The organism is Staphylococcus warneri (genome assembly GCF_900636385.1).
Classification (GTDB): domain Bacteria; phylum Bacillota; class Bacilli; order Staphylococcales; family Staphylococcaceae; genus Staphylococcus; species Staphylococcus warneri.
This window is the reverse complement of sequence record NZ_LR134269.1, coordinates 1,297,879-1,315,760: the sequence shown is the minus strand read 5'-3', so window position 1 is coordinate 1,315,760 and position 17,882 is coordinate 1,297,879. Positions and strand designations below refer to the sequence as shown.

The following is a 17,882-nucleotide window of genomic DNA, read 5'->3' as shown; positions in this document are numbered from 1 at the left end:
CTTTAGTTCAGTCAATAAAAAAGAAGAGATTAAGACAATGTGATTTAAAATTCTATACAAAATTTTAATGTAAGTGACGTTGTCATAACCTCTTCTAAATAAGTCAGTTATCATAGATTATGATATTACTTAAAATATTATCATATATATCGTTTAAAACCTATGAATTTTAGACAGGATTATTCAAACCATGAGGGTTTGGTACCTTCAGTTCCTGGCTTAAATACACCGATATTCTCTTTTGAATGTAATTCTGGGTGCTTCGCAATTTGTACAGCTAAATTAGCGACACTTTTTCTTGATACTTCTGTACCCTCGAAGTCCCCTTCTTTAGTGCTAATTTCATATATATTTTCATTTTTATCTGTTAACCAACCCGGTCTAATGATTGTATAATCTAAGTCGGATTGCTCGATTGTATCTGCTGCTTGACGGTATAAGTCTAACTTATATCCAAATTGTTGTTTATTCCATTCATTGAATGCTTCAGGTAACTCATCATAAATACCTGGTGCAGCAATTAAAATTAATCTTTTAATCCCTTTTGCGTCCATAGCTTTAACTATCGTTTCAGCATGACGATTTAATGAGCCAGAGGTACCAGTAAAAACAATATCTATATTGTCTAATGCTTGTTCTAAATCTTGTTGGTTCTTAGCATCACCTTCAAATACTGTTACTCTGTTTGATGCATAATCAGGGATACGATGCGCATTTCTTAAGAACAGGTTCACATTGAAGTTTGAATTCTCTAAGAAAATTTTAGTTGCTTCGATAGCCACACGTCCGTTTGCCCCAATAATTAAAACATTCTTCATATTAATTACTCCTCTCAATAATAATGATTATTATATTTATTAATTATAAAAGTAATTTAAATTAAAACACTCTTAATCCAACCTTACTACAGTTGAATTGAGAGTGCTAATGAATTGATTTGATTTTATGAACTATGATTCTTTTTTGGTTTGAGGTTTTTTACCCCAATATTGATAGTACGTACATTCAATATAACCATTAAACAACTTACGGCGTTTTGTCGCCTTTTTGTTAACTAAATGCTCGTACTCTTTATTACTTGTTAGGATATAAGTTGATAAATAATCGTGTTGTTTCATTAATGTACCAATATATCGGTACATTTCTTCTACTTCATCTCTATCACCAATACGTTCACCATATGGTGGATTACCGATTAATGCTATTGGTTCTTCAGTATCAATAGTTAATGTATTTACATCTTTTACACTGAATTGAATGATGTCCGCTAAGCCAACTTCTTCTGCATTTCGTTTAGCGATTTCAACCATTTCTGGGTCGATATCTGAGGCATATACTTGAATTTCTCTATCATAATTCGCGTGTTTATCAGCTTCGTCTCGCATATCGTCATAAATATTTGGTGGCATGATATTCCATTCTTCAGATACAAAATCTCTATTGAATCCTGGAGCAATATTTTGTGCGATGAGACATGCTTCAATCGCAATCGTTCCTGAACCACAGAATGGATCGATTAGTGGCGTATCACCCGTCCAATTGGCTAATTTAATCAAACTAGCAGCTAATGTTTCTTTGATAGGTGCTTCCCCTTGTGCTAAACGATAGCCACGTCGATTTAACCCTGAACCGGATGTATCAATAGTAAGTAGTACTTTATCTTTTAAAATTGATACTTCTACTGGATATTTTGCTCCCGATTCGTTGAGCCATCCTTTTTCATTATAAGCATGTTTAAGACGTTCTACGATTGCTTTCTTAGTAATGGCTTGGCAATCTGGCACACTATATAAGGTGGATTTAACACTGCGACCTTGGACTGGAAAGTTCCCTTGTTGGTCGATGATTGACTCCCAAGGTAATGCTTTTGTTTTTTCAAATAATTCATCGAACGTAGTTGCTTTAAATTGTCCCATGACGATTTTGACACGGTCTGCGGTACGTAACCATAAGTTACATTTGACGATGGCATTTTCGTCACCTTCAAAAAAGATACGTCCATTTTCTACTTGTGTTTCATAACCTAGTTCTTGAATTTCTTTGGCTACGATCGATTCAAGCCCCATTGGACATACTGCTAATAATTGAAACATGCGTTGTTCTCCTTTTGGATTGATTTCTTTATGTTTATTCTAACAGAGTTAGATTTAAAATTTAATCATATATATAAATGAATAATGTTTATTGACATTAAAAAAGCTCTCCGTTTAATGGGAGAGCTAAACTAGTGGTGATATTTCTGTAAGCCATGTTCTGTTCCATTGTACTCATCACGTGCACTAGTTACACTGGTACGTTGGTGGTAACCATCTGTCTACACATAACAAATATATGCATGTGTCTCGTTTATACGTTGAATTCCGCTAAACAAGTGCTCCTACCTAATTTGGATTGCTCACTCGAGGGGTTTACCGCGTTCCACCTTTTATATTTCTATAAAAGCTACGTCACTGTGGCACTTTCAAACTATTCTAACCGTATCCTTAGACTTAGGTTATTTCATTGCCGTCAAATTAATGCCTTGATTTATTGTTTCATCAAGCACGAACACTACAGCCATCTCAGACTGTGTGAGCATGGACTTTCCTCTATATCACTATAGCGATTACCCAAAATATCACCTTTGAGAGTATAACATAAAAAAAGGTTGAGACAAAGCTTTTTCAAGTAAGATGACATCACCTTCATTAATAAAAAGTATATGTGTCACAAGACTTATAAGTTTTGCGATATAACTCATTGGCATATATCACACGGATTGTCTCAACCTTTTCATTTATTATTTCCCAAATACTGCTTTTTCTAAATTAGAAATACGTTTTAAAATATCAACATTATTTGATGATGCATTGTTAGAACCATTTGAAGAAAAGTTTTTATTCTCTTGTGGTCTAGTTGTCGCTACGCGTAATCTTAATTCTTCAAGTTCTTTTTTCAGTTTGTGGTTTTCTTCTGAAAGTTTTACAACTTCGTTATTCATGTCTGCCATTTTTTGATAATCTGTAATAATATCATCTAAAAAAGCATCTACTTCTTCTCTTCTATAGCCACGAGCCATAGTTTTTTCAAAATCTTTTTCATAAATATCTTTCGCTGATAATTTTAATGAAACATCTGACATTTTTTCCACCTCATTCGAAACTTTGATCTTGAGACCACTGCAAGTCGTTGATGAATTCAGTGAGTTCATCAAACGTCACAATATCACAAGTATAGTTTGTTTTTTCCATAAAATCAACTAACATCGATTTGAAGAATTTAGGGCTAGCCTCTTGTTCCTCATCATATATTAATAAAGTTTGATCAGTATGGTCTAACATAAATTGGTCAGCTTGTTTGAATTGGAATGGTCCTTGATACTCTGAATGAAATACACTTTCTATGAAATCTGCATGATTAATAATATTTATGTATTTCGTTTGATTTTGTTCGTTCCATTTTGTTGTATGACCTTCAAAGGGTGTAATAACACCTAGTTTAAGCTCAGGATATGTTTCTTTTAATTCAATCACAACTTCTGCTGACCATAATTCAATTCCCATCTGACCTTGAATTAAAACCCATTCTAATCCTTCATCTAATAATTGTTCAATTTTATGTTTAATAAATTCTTTTAAATAGTAAACTTCAGGTGCATCATCTTTAAAAATATTTAATTCATAAGATTTATACCCTGTGATATAAACAGTTTTAACCATAATTTCCCTCTTTAAACATGTTTATTTAAAATATTGTTCAAATCATATTGTACCGCTTTTATTTTTTCAGTGAAAAGTTTTCTACTTGTTCGTTTAAAATGGCATTCAACGGAAAGTTCTTCAATATTTTTAATTAATAAATCTAGTTTTGGTTTATTCATATAAGTCGTATCAATCAGTGATTGTTCATATGTTTTTAATTGTTTTAATTGAGAATCTATATGACGGACATAAGGTTCAACTACTTTGTGGAAGTCTTTATCTTCGTCATGTTTTCTAACTTGTTCGTAAGTGTCATTCATATAATTGACTTCTTCTATTAACTGTCGAATAGTATCTAGCATTCAATTGCCTCCTACATTACTAATTTACCATAATGTTTTTAAAGCGTCATACATAGGGTTATACAATAAGTACTAGACATAATATACTATCAAAATATATTTTTTTATGTTTTTCGCATTAACTCATTAATGTCACATCATTAAAATGGTAGAAAAATAGTATATATACGTGAAGATAAATGTGATTGTTTTTATTGTTTATTTGATGAAAGCACGTTAAAATAAGGTTTGATGTATTTTTGGTTAGTTAAATATACATTAATTTTATAAAAGTTTGGTAAATCGTAAATTGTTGTGTATAATAATTGCAGTTTACTACCAAGCTTGTGTGGTGAAATATATGAATTATCCTAATGGTCAACCATACAAAGAAAATAAGTCTTTGGACGGACGCAAATCGACGTCAAATTCAAGTAGTATTGAGTATGGCGGACGAGGTATGTCACTTGAAAAAGATATTGAGCATTCTAATGCTTTTTATTTAAAACGTGGCATCGCAGTCATTCACAAGAAACCTACTCCTGTTCAGATAGTGAATGTTCATTATCCCAAACGGAGTAAAGCTGTGATAAATGAAGCTTATTTTCGTACGCCTTCAACAACTGATTATAATGGTGTCTATAATGGCTATTATATTGATTTTGAAGCAAAGGAAACGAAGAATAAAACATCCTTCCCTTTGAATAATATTCATGATCATCAAGTGGATCATATGAGAAACACATACCAACAACACGGTATTGTTTTTTTAATGATAAGATTTAAATCACTTGATGAAGTATATCTATTACCTTATTCTAAATTTGAATTCTTTTGGAATAGATATCAAAAGGATATTAAAAAATCAATAACAGTTGATGAAATACGAAAAAATGGTTACCATATTCCTTATCAGTATCAACCTAGATTGAATTACCTCAAAGCAGTTGATAAGTTGATATTAGATGAAAGTGAGGACCGCGTATGACGGAAAACAAAGGGTCTTCTCAGCCTAAAAATAATGGCAATAATGGGAAGTCCGACGAAAAAAAGAATAGAAATGTGAAGAGAACGATTATTAAGATTATTGGCTTTATGTTTATTGCCTTTATTGTTCTATTGTTGCTCGGTATCTTACTATTTGCATATTATGCATGGAAAGCACCTGCTTTTACAGAATCTAAGTTAGAGGATCCAATTCCTGCTAAGATTTATGATAAAAATGGTGACTTAGTCAAGACGTTAGATTATGGTCAACGTCATGAACATGTCAATCTCAAAGATGTACCTCAAGGTATGAAAGATGCCGTATTAGCTACTGAAGATAATCGCTTCTATGATCACGGTGCTTTAGACTATAAACGTCTGTTCGGTGCAGTTGGGAAAAACTTAACTGGTGGATTTGGTGCACAAGGTGCTTCAACTTTAACGCAACAAGTTGTTAAAGATGCATTCTTGTCTCAACAAAAATCTATCGGTCGTAAAGCGCAAGAAGCTTACCTTTCTTACCGATTAGAGCAAGAGTATAGTAAAGATGAAATCTTCCAAGTTTACTTGAATAAGATTTACTACTCTGATGGTGTAACTGGTGTTAAAGCGGCTGCTAAGTACTACTTTAATAAAGACCTTAAAGACTTAAACTTAGCTGAAGAAGCTTACTTAGCTGGTTTACCACAAGTACCTAATAATTATAATATTTATGATCATCCTAAAGAAGCTGAGAGTCGTAAAGATACAGTGCTATACTTAATGCATATGCATCACAGAATTAGCGACAAAGAATATGCAAAAGCTAAGAAAATCGATCTTAAAGCTAATTTAGTTCAAAGAACTGATAAAGAACGTCAAAATACGACTGAAGAAAAAGATCCTGAATTAGCATCTTATGTGAACTTTGTTAAATCAGAATTAATGAATAACAAACACTTCAAAGATGAAAACTTAGGTAACGTTCTTCAAAGCGGTATCAAAATCTATACTAATATGGATAAAGACGTTCAACAAACGCTTCAAGATAAGATTAATAATGGTAGCTTCTACAAAAATGATGACCAACAAGTTGGTGCAACTATCTTAGATAGTAAAACTGGTGGTTTAGTAGCCATTTCTGGTGGACGTAATTATAAAGACGTTGTTGACAGAAACCAAGCTACAGATGCTCACCCTACTGGTTCATCACTAAAACCATTCTTAGCTTATGGTCCAGCTATTGAAAACATGCATTGGGCAACAAACCATGCACTTCAAGATGAATCTTCATATCAAGTCGACGGATCTACATTCCGAAACTATGATACTAAGAGTCATGGTACAGTAAACATCTATGATGCTTTACGTCAAAGTTTCAATATTCCAGCCTTAAAAGCATGGCAACAAACAAAAGAAAGTGCCGGTAATGATGCGCCTAAGAAATTCGCATCTAAAGTTGGTTTAGATTACGATGGTAAAATTGGACCTTCTGAAGTATTAGGTGGTTCTTCATCTGAATTCTCACCTACTCAATTAGCATCAGCGTTTGCTGCAATTGCTAATGGCGGTACGTATAACAATGCACATTCAATTCAAAAAGTTGTCACTCATGATGGCGATACGATTGAATATGATCATACAAGCCATAAAGCAATGAAAGATTCTACAGCATACATGTTAGCTGAAATGCTTAAAGGTACTTTCAAAGCTTACGGTTCTGCTTATGGACACGGTGTATCTGGCGTTAACATGGGTGCTAAAACAGGTACAGGTACTTATGGTGCTGAAATTTACAGTCAATATAACTTACCTGATAATGCAGCCAAAGACGTTTGGATTAACGGATTCTCACCTCAATACACTATGTCAGTGTGGATGGGCTTCAACAAAGTTAAAGAATACGGTACTAACTCATTCGTTGGACATTCAGAACAAGAATATCCACAATACCTATTCGAAGACGTTATGTCAGACATTTCTTCTAGAGATGGTAAAGACTTTGAAAAACCAAGCTCAGTTGAAGGTAGCGATCCAGAATCATTATCTGTTAGTGGTCACCCTGACAACGATACTACTAATAAGAGTACACATGGCGACAGTGATTCGTCATCATCTAACAGTAGTAACACAAACGGTTCTAATGGTTCATCAAACAGTTCAAATGGCAGTTCACAACAACAAGGTACTAGCTCACAACAACAAAGTGGCAATGCCTTAACTCGTCTATTTAGTTTCAATGCGATATTTAACAATAAAGTATCATAACGCATAGACGAAAAGCACAAACCTTACAACAAGGTTTGTGCTTTTTTTATGTTCCAGTATACAAAAATAAACTCGCTAATAACAGATATGTCTGATTAGCGAGTTTTTATAAACTATTTCTAACTATTTATTTTCTCTTTTTTCGAATTTGATATGAGGCATTCATTTTAATGAGTTCTGATTTTAATGTTTTCATTTGTCTATATCCCATAAAATGATATTTTCGAGCTTGCATATATTGATAACGCTCTGAAAAGTTCATTGGCACGACTGGATAGTTATCTAATAAAGTTAAGTCAAAATCACTAATCTCATTAATTTGTTTAAAATAATCTATAATCAATTCAAAATAATGATCAAGTAAAGGTTTAGCTTCTGATGAATTTAACTTTTTTTGACTTGCTAATGTATCAAGTTGTTGTTCTAAATCCTCAAAATCTTGTTTTTCAATCATTTATTTCACGCTTCTTTCAAACTTGCTTTATATCGTTTCTGACCTTCTCTGCAATCATTGAATAAAGGACAAATATCGCATTTAGGCTTACGAGCTAAGCAATGATATCTTCCGAAGAAAATGAGTTGATGGTGACTTTTGTTCCATCGTTCTTTAGGTATAACAGAGCAAAGTCTATCTTCTACTTGTCTCACATTATCTTTCCAACGATTAATACCTAATCGTTTAGATACCCGTTCTACATGCGTATCTACAGCGAGTGAAGGCTCATTAAATGCAACACTCATTACAACATTCGCAGTTTTACGACCTACACCTGCTAGACTTTCTAATTCTTGATGTGTTTGTGGAATTTCACCATCAAACTTGTCTAATAATGATTGACATAATTTTTTAATATTTTTAGCTTTATTTCTATATAAGCCTATCGATTTAATATCGCTTTGTAATTCTTCATCACTGACATTCAAATAGTCTTCGGGTGTTTTATATTTGGCAAACAATGATTTAGTTACTTTATTGACTAATATATCCGTACATTGTGCTGATAAAAGCACAGCAATTGTGAGTTCGAATGCATTGTCATGTCTCAGCTCGCATTCTGCATCTGGGAACATATCTGCTATGACATCGATCATTTCTAATGCTTTTTTCTTACTTATCATCTGATTTCTCTCCATTTAACCAATCGAATTTAGGCACCTTTTTAACTGTATGTTTCATCTTAGGTTTATTAAATTGTTTACGAATTTCTTTTGAATCATCGATAGTTTTAACATTATTCTTCTTCCAATTTAATAATATGCGATCCATGTACTTAAAGCTCAACTTGTTCTGACTATTAGCTTCATCTAGTGCTGCTTGAATAATATCAATATCGTGTTGATCAACGTCGATCCATTGATTTAATGTTTCAATTTCATATGGTGATAAAGGTCTCGCAAACGTTTGCTCAATCATTTGGAATAAAGTTTTAAACTTTTCTTTATCACTTTGTACATTGGTATCTATTGTTTCTTTTTTGAGTAATTGACTTAACTTCTCATAAAAAGGATCTAAATTCATATATTCAGTGAAGCGTCCTTCTTCATCTTTATTAACATTCAATTCTAATAGCTCACGTTGAATTAAATTTTGGATAACAGCTGTTACTTCACGTGGTTGCATATTAGACCCTTTTTGTAATAATTCAATCGATGGTTGCTTGTTTGACGTTTCAGATGCATAGATAAGCTTGATTAATATAATTAAGTCTTGTTCATCTAATCCTAATTCACTGTAATGATCAAGCAATTCTCGGCGAATAACGACAGGTCTTGTTTTTAATTGAAATTTATCCATCTTACCCCTCCCATCATTATATGTAATAAAGAAAAAAAGCTATAACTAATATAAAAATCTAGCCTGTGACATGATGCTATGTCCCAGGCTTAGTAAGTGTAGTATCTATCTAAATTGAATTCATTCAATGTTATGGGTATAAACGATTTAATAAACGTGGGAATGGTGATGTTTCTCGCACGTGTTCTACACCAGAGATCCAAGCAACAGTTCGTTCTAATCCAAGACCAAAACCACTGTGAGGCACGCTACCGTAGCGACGTAAATCTAGGTAATAACTATAAGCTTCAGGATCTAATTCGTGTTCATTAATACGTTGTTCTAATAACTCTAAATCATTAATACGTTCTGAACCACCAATAATTTCACCGTAACCTTCAGGTGCGATTAAATCAGCACATAATACAGTATCTTCATTATCTGGATTTGGTTGCATATAGAACGGCTTAATTTTAGTTGGATAATTTGTAATAAATACTGGTAAATCATAATGATTTGCGATGGCTGTTTCATGTGGTGCTCCGAAATCTTCGCCCCACTCTATGTCGTCGAAACCTTCTTCTTTTAAAAACTTAACAGCATCATCATACGTAATTCTTGGGAATGGTGCTGCTACTTTTTCTAATTTAGAAGTGTCACGATCTAATGCTTTAAGCTCTAATTGACAATTTTTTAGAACTGATTGAACAACATGTGCTACATATTGTTCTTGTACTTCTAAGCTTTCTGCATGTTCAGTAAACGCCATTTCTGGTTCAATCATCCAGAATTCAATTAAATGACGTCTTGTTTTTGATTTTTCAGCTCGGAATGTCGGTCCAAATGAAAATACACGGCCATGTGCCATTGCTGCAGCTTCCATATATAATTGTCCACTTTGTGATAAGAAGGCATCTTCATCAAAATATTTTGTATGGAATAATTCACTTGTACCTTCTGGTGCACTCGCTGTTAAAATAGGTGGATCAATTTTTGTAAAACCATTTTCATTAAAGAATTCATATGTTGCTCTAATGATTTCATTTCTAATTTTCATCACTGCATGTTGCTTTTTAGAACGTAACCATAAGTGACGATGATCCATTAAGAACTCTGTACCATGATTCTTTGGTGTGATTGGATAATCATGTGCTTCATGAATGACTTCAATCGATTTAACTTGCATTTCATAACCTAAGTCTGAACGATTATCCTCTGTGATCGTACCTGTTACATATAAAGAAGACTCTTGTGTAATCTCTTTAGATAAGTTAAAAACGTCTTCGTCTACTTCAGATTTAACTACGACACCTTGCATAAATCCAGTTCCATCACGTAATTGTAAAAACGCAATTTTACCACTAGAACGTTTGTTAGTTAACCAAGCACCGATTGTCACTTCTTGGTTAAGATGTTGTTTTGCTTGTTTAATCGTTGTTTTCATAACTAGTCTCCTATTTTTTTATCTTTTTTTCAATACCTGTTTATTTTAACAAAATATGTAGTTAACTTCTAGAACTTGAATTAAAAGTATGTGCATATACTCACGATTTAAATATGATATGAATTTAAAAGTGGTAATCACGTTGAATCGTGATTACCACTTTTATTATTTACTTATATCTTTATCAACTGACTTTTGGATTTGTTTCAATAATTTACTAAATTGATTCAAATCACCTTTTTTCTGTCGATAATTTTCTAATGTTTGTTCAAAAAAACTTTTATAATTACTATTAACTAAGCGGTCATCAAATGACACAATTAAGCCTTTATCATTTTCATGTCTTATTAAACGGCCTAATCCTTGTCTAAATCGGGTAACAGCATCAGGTAATACATAATCTTTGAAAGTAGATTCAAACTCTGAATCCATTAGCCAATATTTTGCATTGTTTTTATTCATAAATGGCAATTTAGCAATCATGACACATTTGATACCATTCGCTTGGAAGTCAAACCCTTCAAAGAACGTAGATGTGCCCAATAAAATAGATTTATCGAAGTGATTAAATTGTTGAACAATCTTGTAATTTTGGTTTTGTTGCTGTGTTAGGATCACATAATCTTCAAATTCCGGTAATTCATTTAACATGTCTTGAACCATATGCATCATTTTATAGCTGGTAAATAATATGAGACATTTAGATTCCGTAGTATTGGTATATTCAATAACATAATTGACAATAGATGCGACATAATCATCAATATTTTTATAATTGTATGGTGCTACATCTGAAGGGATAAAAACATTTGTATTTTTAGTGTTTTGAACAGATGTAGTGACGTCGTACGTATTAAATTGTACATCCTTATTGAACCAGTTTTTAAAGGAATCGAATGAATGATTAAATGTTAATGTACCTGATATAAAGGTTAAAGCATTAAATTTGTCTAAAACCTGTTGTGTCAAAATATCTTTAACAGCATAATCTTTAACAAATAAACGAATTGTAGACTTCTGACTTAAATTTTTAATTGATATAAAGCTTGTATGTTGATTTTTTAGACTTTGTTCAATTTGTCTAAAGCATTCTTTTAGATATAGTAGTTGTTTACGCATGGTTTTAATCGTCTTATGACTCATTCCATTAAAGACTTCTAATGTTTTATTAAGTTTGTTTATTAAAAGATGTAAGTCCTTCAGAATTGGGTCATTTTCAAATTCATAAACATAATGATATTTATGAATATCATCATCATACACGTCTGAGTTTTGAATAATGTCATATATATCGTCAAATAAATGCTCATTGAGTTCATGTATGTCATTAATATTAGATTTCAAACCAAAAACATCGATAGGTGCAATGTCTAGTTTCTCTAAAATACGTTGTTGTTCTAAATGATCGATGGCTTTTAAAAGTTTTTCATTTTCGTTTTTACCTATCAAACCTAACTGATATTTAATATCTGCATAATTTAACTCATTGGTTACTTGATTAAGTGCATAATCTGGTAATCGATGTGCTTCATCAATAATACAATCATCAAACATTTGATAAATAGAATTTTCAGCATCCGAATGAATTAGATGTGCATGATTGGTAATACCTATTTGGATATTTTGCGCATTACGTTTGAGATAATTATAGTAATGGATATCATGACGGACTGGCACATAAGTCTCAATCTTCTGATCGAAATACATTTTCTGTCCGCCTTTTAAATTCAATTCTTGAATATCACCTGTGTGTGTTTCTGTTATCCATATTAATAATTGCATTTTAAGAATGCTAACTTCGTAATTATTTGTTTCTTCTTTTAAGATTTGGCTGATTAGTCCTAAAGAGATATAGTCATTTTTGCTTTTAATTAATGTTGCATTGACTTTAAAATCAAGTGCTTGATTAAGTGCTGGAATATCTTTTTCTAATAATTGACTTTGTAACAATTTGGTATTAGTTGAAATCATTACATGTCTACCAGTTTCGATATTATACATTAACGCCGCTAATAGATATGCTAATGACTTTCCACTTCCAAGCGGTGCTTCAATCATCGCTTTTTCACTATGCATGAGTTGTTCTAATATGATTTCTGACAAATAAAGTTGTTGTGGTCGATAGGTTAAGCCTAATTGTTTTGTTGCTTTTTTATATAGTGTTTTTAGCGTTCCATTAAATTCTGTAACTGGTCCTTTTAGATCAACCTGCTTTTTATAGATGATTTGTTCGAATTGGCCATATTGACTATCTAACGTAGCGTTATCATGTTGGCGTACCATTTCAAATAAAATGTGATATAAATCATATTTTAAGTCCTTACTTAAATAATACAATTGTTTTAAGGTATCTAATGGCAATTGTTCGAACTTTTCAAAGGCTTTTATCATCAAATGTGCTGTTGTAGTCGCATCTTCATCGGCTCTATGTGCATTGTTTAAAGGAATATCATGTGCCTCAGCTAATTCACTAAGCTGATAGCTTTTATCTGTTGGGAATGCAATTTTAAATAGCTCTAACGTATCCATCACACGTTTTGGACGGTATTTGATATTACAATTTTTAAACGCTTTTTTAATGAAGTTCAAATCAAATGCGACATTATGTGCAACAAATACACAATCTTGCAATTGTTGATAGATATCTTGGGCAATCTCTTTGAAATACGGCGCTTGTTCTAGCATTGTCTCTTCTATAGAAGTGAGTGCTTGAATAAACGGTGGTATATCCAAATCAGTTCGAATCATTGAATGATACGTGCCTATTATTTTATTTTGTCGAACGAATGTAATGCCGATTTGGATAATATCATCATAATCTAGTTGATTACCTGTTGTTTCCAAATCAACAACTGCATATGTTGCTATTCCCATAGCTATCTCTCCTAGTTAACTTTGTTATAATTCTATATCTGCACTGATTAACCTTCTAAGTTGCCCTTCATCATCTTTTACCATTAAAAATCCATCATGATCAATATCTATCGCTTCACCAATAAATTGTTTATCATTTTCAGTAAAACGTAATTGTTTATTCCACATATTTGTTGCATCAATATACTCTTCTCTAATCTCTTCAAATGGAACAGTTAAAAATTGTTGATAGCGGCGTTCAATATTTTGTGTTAATACATCTAGAAATTCATATCTATTAAAGTCGTTTTCAGCATGAATACGTATACTGGTTGCGCTATGTTGAATCTCTTCATCAAAATCAGACGGATCATGATTCATATTAATGCCTATACCACATATGATTGCTTCAATAGCATCATAATTGGCAACCATTTCAGTTAAAAAGCCACATACCTTTTTTCCATCTATGTATATATCGTTTGGCCATTTAATGGTGACCTCATCTTTAGAAAATTGTTGTATCGCATCTCTAATGCCTAATGCCATAAACAAATTAAATTTAGGAATCATTGCGTATGGTACATCAGGACGTAAAACAACGGACATCCAAAGGCCTTTTCCTTTAGTAGAACGCCAATATCTATTGAAACGTCCACGCCCTTTCGTTTGTTCATCGCTTAAAATAATAAATGAATCCTGGTTCCCAACTAGTGCTTGCTTTGCTTTGAGTTGAGTTGAATCAACTGTACTCATAACGTCAACATAGTCAAAAATGTGACGTTGCTCAATAATTGGATTAACAATGCCACTGTACCATTGATCAGGTAATTGTTTCAGTAAATGCCCTTTATGATTAATCGATTCAATATGACATCCATTCATTTTTAATTGATCAATAACTTTTTTAACTGCTGCTCTTGAAATATTTAATTGATCTGCAATGTATTGACCTGAAATGTATTCAGGTTGATGTTCATATAACATTCTGACGACATCTTGACTATATTTCGACATGATTATCCACCCATTTCATTATTTCATCGTGTGAGTTAATAACTTGTTTCGTTACCACTGCACATTCTATTTGTCGCAAAACATCTTTTACCCAAGGTCCACCTCGTTGATTTAAATATTGCATTAAATCACTACCATTAACAGCAAGTTGTTGTCTTTCATTAATTGGTAATTGATGATAACTTTCCATAATGGTTTGTGGATTAATTATCAGTGGATTGGGTGTCTCAAATTGGTTTTTAGAGAGTAGTGTGCTGAGCTCGATTACGGTTAATATATCATTGATATCAAAATCATATACCATCATTATTAAATCTTTTTTAGTGTTAATGGTTGGTAATTGATTAATGATAGTCGTGAGTTGTTTAATATGTGACTTCTCTTTATTACTGATTTTAAGCGGTGACAAAGGTTGTTGTTCATCAAATTTTGAATTAATTAACGCAATCCATGTATCGAAATGTATTGGTTCATCTATGTTTAATTGATGCATTTCGAAATTTTGAAAATAAGGTATAAAGTTAAACGCCTTTAATTCGATGAGATGATGATAGCTCTTTGCAACATTTTGACCAGAAATTAATTTTTTTAGTTCAACGATGATACGTTCAATTGATAAATATTTAATATCTTCCATTTGATTTGCCATAGCATTATACGTATGATACTCAATTTTGAAATTAAGTTGTGACTGAAACCGTAATCCTCGTAATATGCGTAGTGCATCCTCTTCAAATCGTTCAGTAGGTTGACCGACCGTTCTGATAATGCCATTGTTAATATCATCTTCGCCACTAAAATAATCAAATGTTTGATAATCTGTATCCATTGCAATGGCATTAATGGTAAAATCACGACGTTGTACATCTTCATATAAATCTCGAACAAAATGTACGTCACTAGGTCGTCGATGATCAATATATTCTTCTTCTGCACGAAACGTAGTTACTTCGTAGTTCTCACGATTGTATACTACATTAATCGTGCCATGCTCTTTACCAACTGGAATCGTATGGTCAAAAATTGACTCGATTTCATCTGGCGTAGCACTCGTAGTGATATCTATATCATGGATTGGACGTTGCATTAAGTAATCTCTAACAGAACCACCAACATAATAAGCTTGATATCCATGTTGTTGTATTTGGTTTAAAATTGGTTTAGCTCTTTCAAATAGTTCATTACTCATGCAAGTCCTCACCTTTATTTAGCATTTTACGATAATAATATTCATATTGATCAGTAATTAGTTCTGAACCAAAACGTTGCTCAATGTCTAAAAGCATTTGCGACTGAAATTGTTCATAAAGTTTGCGATCTTGTAACAATTTAATGGCATAATGTGATGCTTGATCGCTATCCCCTACATCAACAATATAGCCTGTTTCACCATGTTTGATAACTTCTTTAATACCGCCGGCGTTTGACCCTATAGGTACGACGCCTGTTTTCATTGCTTCTAATAGTGTTAAACCAAAACTTTCTTTTTCGCTTAATAAGAGTACTAAATCTGACAATTGATAAAATGCGCTCACATTATCTTGTTTGCCTAAAAATAGTACATGTTCTTCAACGCCTAAATCTCGAGTTTTTTGACGCATATCAATAAGTTCAGGCCCATCACCTAAGAGAACTAATTTACTAGGTATTTTGTCATGTACTTTGGCAAACGTTTCAATAATAGTGTCGATACGTTTGACGGATCTAAAGTTAGAAACATGTATGAGCACCTTTTCATCGGGTGAGATGCCATAGTCAGTTTTAAAGGTTTCATCATGTCGTGTTGGAAATTCATTTTCTCGTACAAAATTATAAATTGGTACAATTTCTTTATCAGTATGAATAATTTCTTTTGTTTGTTCTGCTAAAGAATGACTCACACTTGTAACGATATCACTTTCTTCTATACCAAATTTAATGGCACCTTTTAATGAGTGATCATAGCCGAGTACAGTAATGTCTGTACCATGTAAGGTCGTCATTATTTTAATATCTTTACCTGACATTTGCTTCGCTAAAATACCACATATTGCATGTGGTACAGCATAGTGCATATGTAGAATGTCTAAATCATATTCTTTAATGACCTCTGAAATTTTTGTACTTAACGTAATATCATATGGTGGATATTGGAAAACGGCATATTGATTCACTTCGACTTGATGGAAAATCATATTTGGTAATGGTTTGCGGATTCTAAATGGTATATTGGAAGTGATAAAATGGACTTCGTGTCCTCTTTCTGCCATTTTTATGCCTAATTCTGTAGCAATAATGCCTGAACCACCCATGGACGGGTAACAAGTAATACCTATTTTCATCAATAACCCATCCTTTCTCTATTAATTTTAACGATTTATTTTCTTTCGAATCGATCATGATCTCGAGTATTAAATTTGTCCATTGTTTCATTAAAGCTTTCTGTCATATCGATATCTAGAGAATTGGCAATACATAATAATACAAATAAATTGTCGCCTAATTCTGCTTTAATTGTATTCTCTTCTTCTGTATCTTTCTTTTTCTTTTCGCCGTATTGATGATTGATTTCTCTAGACAATTCTCCGACTTCCTCTGTTAGTCTAGCAAGATTAGCTAATGGAGAAAAATAACCTGCTTTAAATTGACTAATATAATCATCTACTTCTTTTTGCATTTGAGTCATTGATTTCAATTAACGTCTCTCCTTTGAATGCATTTCTAATATAGTATATATCAAAATAAAGTGATATGCATTCTTAGTGCAATCAAAGTGAGTGTTTGTTTTCAACAAAAAATGGTTGATATCATCATTTGGACGATATCAACCATTAGGTCTGTCTTAATTTAAGTCTGATAGATTTAATCACTTGATCTAGCGATTAAAATAATACGAGCTAATTCGGCTAATGCTACTGCAGTAGATGCAACATATGTCATTGCTGCAGCTGATAATACCTTCTTAGCGTGTTTGTACTCTTTCTCATTTACGATATTCAATGCTGTGATTTGTTTCATTGCACGTGAACTGGCGTCGAATTCGACTGGTAATGTCACTATTGAGAATAAAACAGCAAGTGACATTAAACCTGCACCAATCCATAATGCAGTAGATCCGAATGCACTGCCTAATGCAGTTAACACGATACCTAACATAATAACCATATAACTTAGTGAACTACCTAAGTTTGCAACAGGTACCAATGCTGATCTGAATCTTAAGAAAACATAACCTTGTTGGTGTTGTATTGCGTGTCCACATTCGTGGGCTGCAATAGCTGTACCAGCAACAGAAGGTCTATCGTAGTTTGCAGGAGATAAACAAACAACTTTTTTGTTTGGGTCATAGTGGTCTGTTAAGAAGCCATCACCTTTAACTACATCGACATCGTAAATGCCGTTTGCATGTAAAATCTCTTCAGCTACTTCACGACCAGTTTTACCACTAGTGGATCTAACCTGTGAGTATTTTTCATAATTAGATTTAACTTTATGTTGTGCCCACATAGGGATGACCATTAATATTACAAAATAAATAATCATTGATATTAAAGACAATA

At 32.7% G+C, this 17,882-nt stretch carries 17 protein-coding genes and 1 other RNA gene; 2 read left to right on the top strand and 16 right to left on the bottom strand.

Annotation, left to right across the window (positions count from 1 at the left end; translation table 11 throughout):
• Positions 1–179: 179 nt before the first annotated feature.
• The 6 genes from EL082_RS06515 to EL082_RS06490 all read right to left on the bottom strand — a co-directional run bounded on the left by EL082_RS06515 (position 180) and on the right by EL082_RS06490 (position 4,042).
• Positions 180–818, bottom strand: a complete 639-nt coding sequence (locus tag EL082_RS06515) for an SDR family oxidoreductase (RefSeq protein WP_049415869.1) — start codon at positions 816–818, stop codon at positions 180–182.
• 132 nt (positions 819–950) lie between these two features.
• A complete protein-coding gene (locus EL082_RS06510) occupies positions 951–2,093 on the bottom strand; it encodes a THUMP domain-containing class I SAM-dependent RNA methyltransferase (protein ID WP_002466622.1) in 1,143 nt (380 codons plus the stop codon).
• Between the two features lie 144 nt (positions 2,094–2,237).
• Positions 2,238–2,617: RNase P RNA component class B (rnpB, locus tag EL082_RS06505), an RNA gene on the bottom strand.
• Between the two features lie 162 nt (positions 2,618–2,779).
• Positions 2,780–3,121, bottom strand: a complete 342-nt coding sequence (gene gpsB / locus EL082_RS06500; RefSeq protein WP_002451159.1) for a cell division regulator GpsB — start codon at positions 3,119–3,121, stop codon at positions 2,780–2,782.
• A gap of 10 nt (positions 3,122–3,131) precedes the next feature.
• The gene (locus EL082_RS06495; protein WP_002466629.1) at positions 3,132–3,698 is read right to left on the bottom strand and encodes an SLOG family protein; all 567 of its coding nucleotides are present in this window, start codon (positions 3,696–3,698) and stop codon (positions 3,132–3,134) included.
• Between the two features lie 11 nt (positions 3,699–3,709).
• Positions 3,710–4,042, bottom strand: coding sequence for a DUF1798 family protein (locus EL082_RS06490; RefSeq protein ID WP_002466611.1), 333 nt, complete (start codon positions 4,040–4,042; stop codon positions 3,710–3,712).
• Between the two features lie 340 nt (positions 4,043–4,382).
• Between EL082_RS06490 and recU the strand changes: the two genes are divergently transcribed.
• Entirely contained in the window at positions 4,383–5,009 is a 627-nt protein-coding gene (gene recU, locus EL082_RS06485; RefSeq protein ID WP_002466620.1) for a Holliday junction resolvase RecU, read from the top strand.
• Complete coding sequence (locus EL082_RS06480; RefSeq protein ID WP_002466606.1) at positions 5,006–7,255, top strand: transglycosylase domain-containing protein; 2,250 nt, start codon at positions 5,006–5,008, stop codon at positions 7,253–7,255. Before recU ends, EL082_RS06480 begins: the two co-directional genes overlap by 4 nt.
• A gap of 127 nt (positions 7,256–7,382) precedes the next feature.
• Here the strand turns inward: EL082_RS06480 and EL082_RS06475 are convergent, their stop codons facing one another.
• The 10 genes from EL082_RS06475 to EL082_RS06430 form a co-directional block, all read right to left on the bottom strand.
• A complete protein-coding gene (locus EL082_RS06475) occupies positions 7,383–7,709 on the bottom strand; it encodes a YpoC family protein (RefSeq protein ID WP_002466604.1) in 327 nt (108 codons plus the stop codon).
• A 5-nt stretch (positions 7,710–7,714) separates the two neighbouring features.
• Entirely contained in the window at positions 7,715–8,374 is a 660-nt protein-coding gene (gene nth / locus EL082_RS06470; RefSeq protein ID WP_002466632.1) for an endonuclease III, read from the bottom strand.
• On the bottom strand, positions 8,364–9,050 hold the full coding sequence (locus EL082_RS06465; RefSeq protein ID WP_002466615.1) for a DnaD domain-containing protein: 687 nt from the start codon (positions 9,048–9,050) through the stop codon (positions 8,364–8,366). The genes nth and EL082_RS06465 overlap by 11 nt, the downstream gene beginning before the upstream one ends.
• A 130-nt stretch (positions 9,051–9,180) precedes the next feature.
• On the bottom strand, positions 9,181–10,473 hold the full coding sequence (gene asnS / locus EL082_RS06460) for an asparagine--tRNA ligase (RefSeq protein ID WP_002451151.1): 1,293 nt from the start codon (positions 10,471–10,473) through the stop codon (positions 9,181–9,183).
• 165 nt (positions 10,474–10,638) lie between these two features.
• Entirely contained in the window at positions 10,639–13,347 is a 2,709-nt protein-coding gene (locus EL082_RS06455; RefSeq protein ID WP_103286300.1) for a helicase C-terminal domain-containing protein, read from the bottom strand.
• A gap of 24 nt (positions 13,348–13,371) precedes the next feature.
• Positions 13,372–14,343 (bottom strand): biotin--[acetyl-CoA-carboxylase] ligase, encoded by a 972-nt coding sequence (locus EL082_RS06450; RefSeq protein WP_002466619.1) that lies wholly within the window; start codon positions 14,341–14,343, stop codon positions 13,372–13,374.
• The gene (locus EL082_RS06445) at positions 14,330–15,532 is read right to left on the bottom strand and encodes a CCA tRNA nucleotidyltransferase (RefSeq protein ID WP_019235916.1); all 1,203 of its coding nucleotides are present in this window, start codon (positions 15,530–15,532) and stop codon (positions 14,330–14,332) included. Before EL082_RS06445 ends, EL082_RS06450 begins: the two co-directional genes overlap by 14 nt.
• Positions 15,525–16,664, bottom strand: coding sequence for an N-acetyl-alpha-D-glucosaminyl L-malate synthase BshA (gene bshA, locus EL082_RS06440; protein ID WP_002466605.1), 1,140 nt, complete (start codon positions 16,662–16,664; stop codon positions 15,525–15,527). The genes EL082_RS06445 and bshA overlap by 8 nt, the downstream gene beginning before the upstream one ends.
• Before the next feature lie 35 nt (positions 16,665–16,699).
• Positions 16,700–17,017 (bottom strand): nucleotide pyrophosphohydrolase, encoded by a 318-nt coding sequence (locus EL082_RS06435; RefSeq protein ID WP_002466603.1) that lies wholly within the window; start codon positions 17,015–17,017, stop codon positions 16,700–16,702.
• A gap of 167 nt (positions 17,018–17,184) precedes the next feature.
• Positions 17,185–17,880, bottom strand: coding sequence for a zinc metallopeptidase (locus EL082_RS06430; protein ID WP_002451145.1), 696 nt, complete (start codon positions 17,878–17,880; stop codon positions 17,185–17,187).
• Positions 17,881–17,882 lie beyond the last annotated feature (2 nt).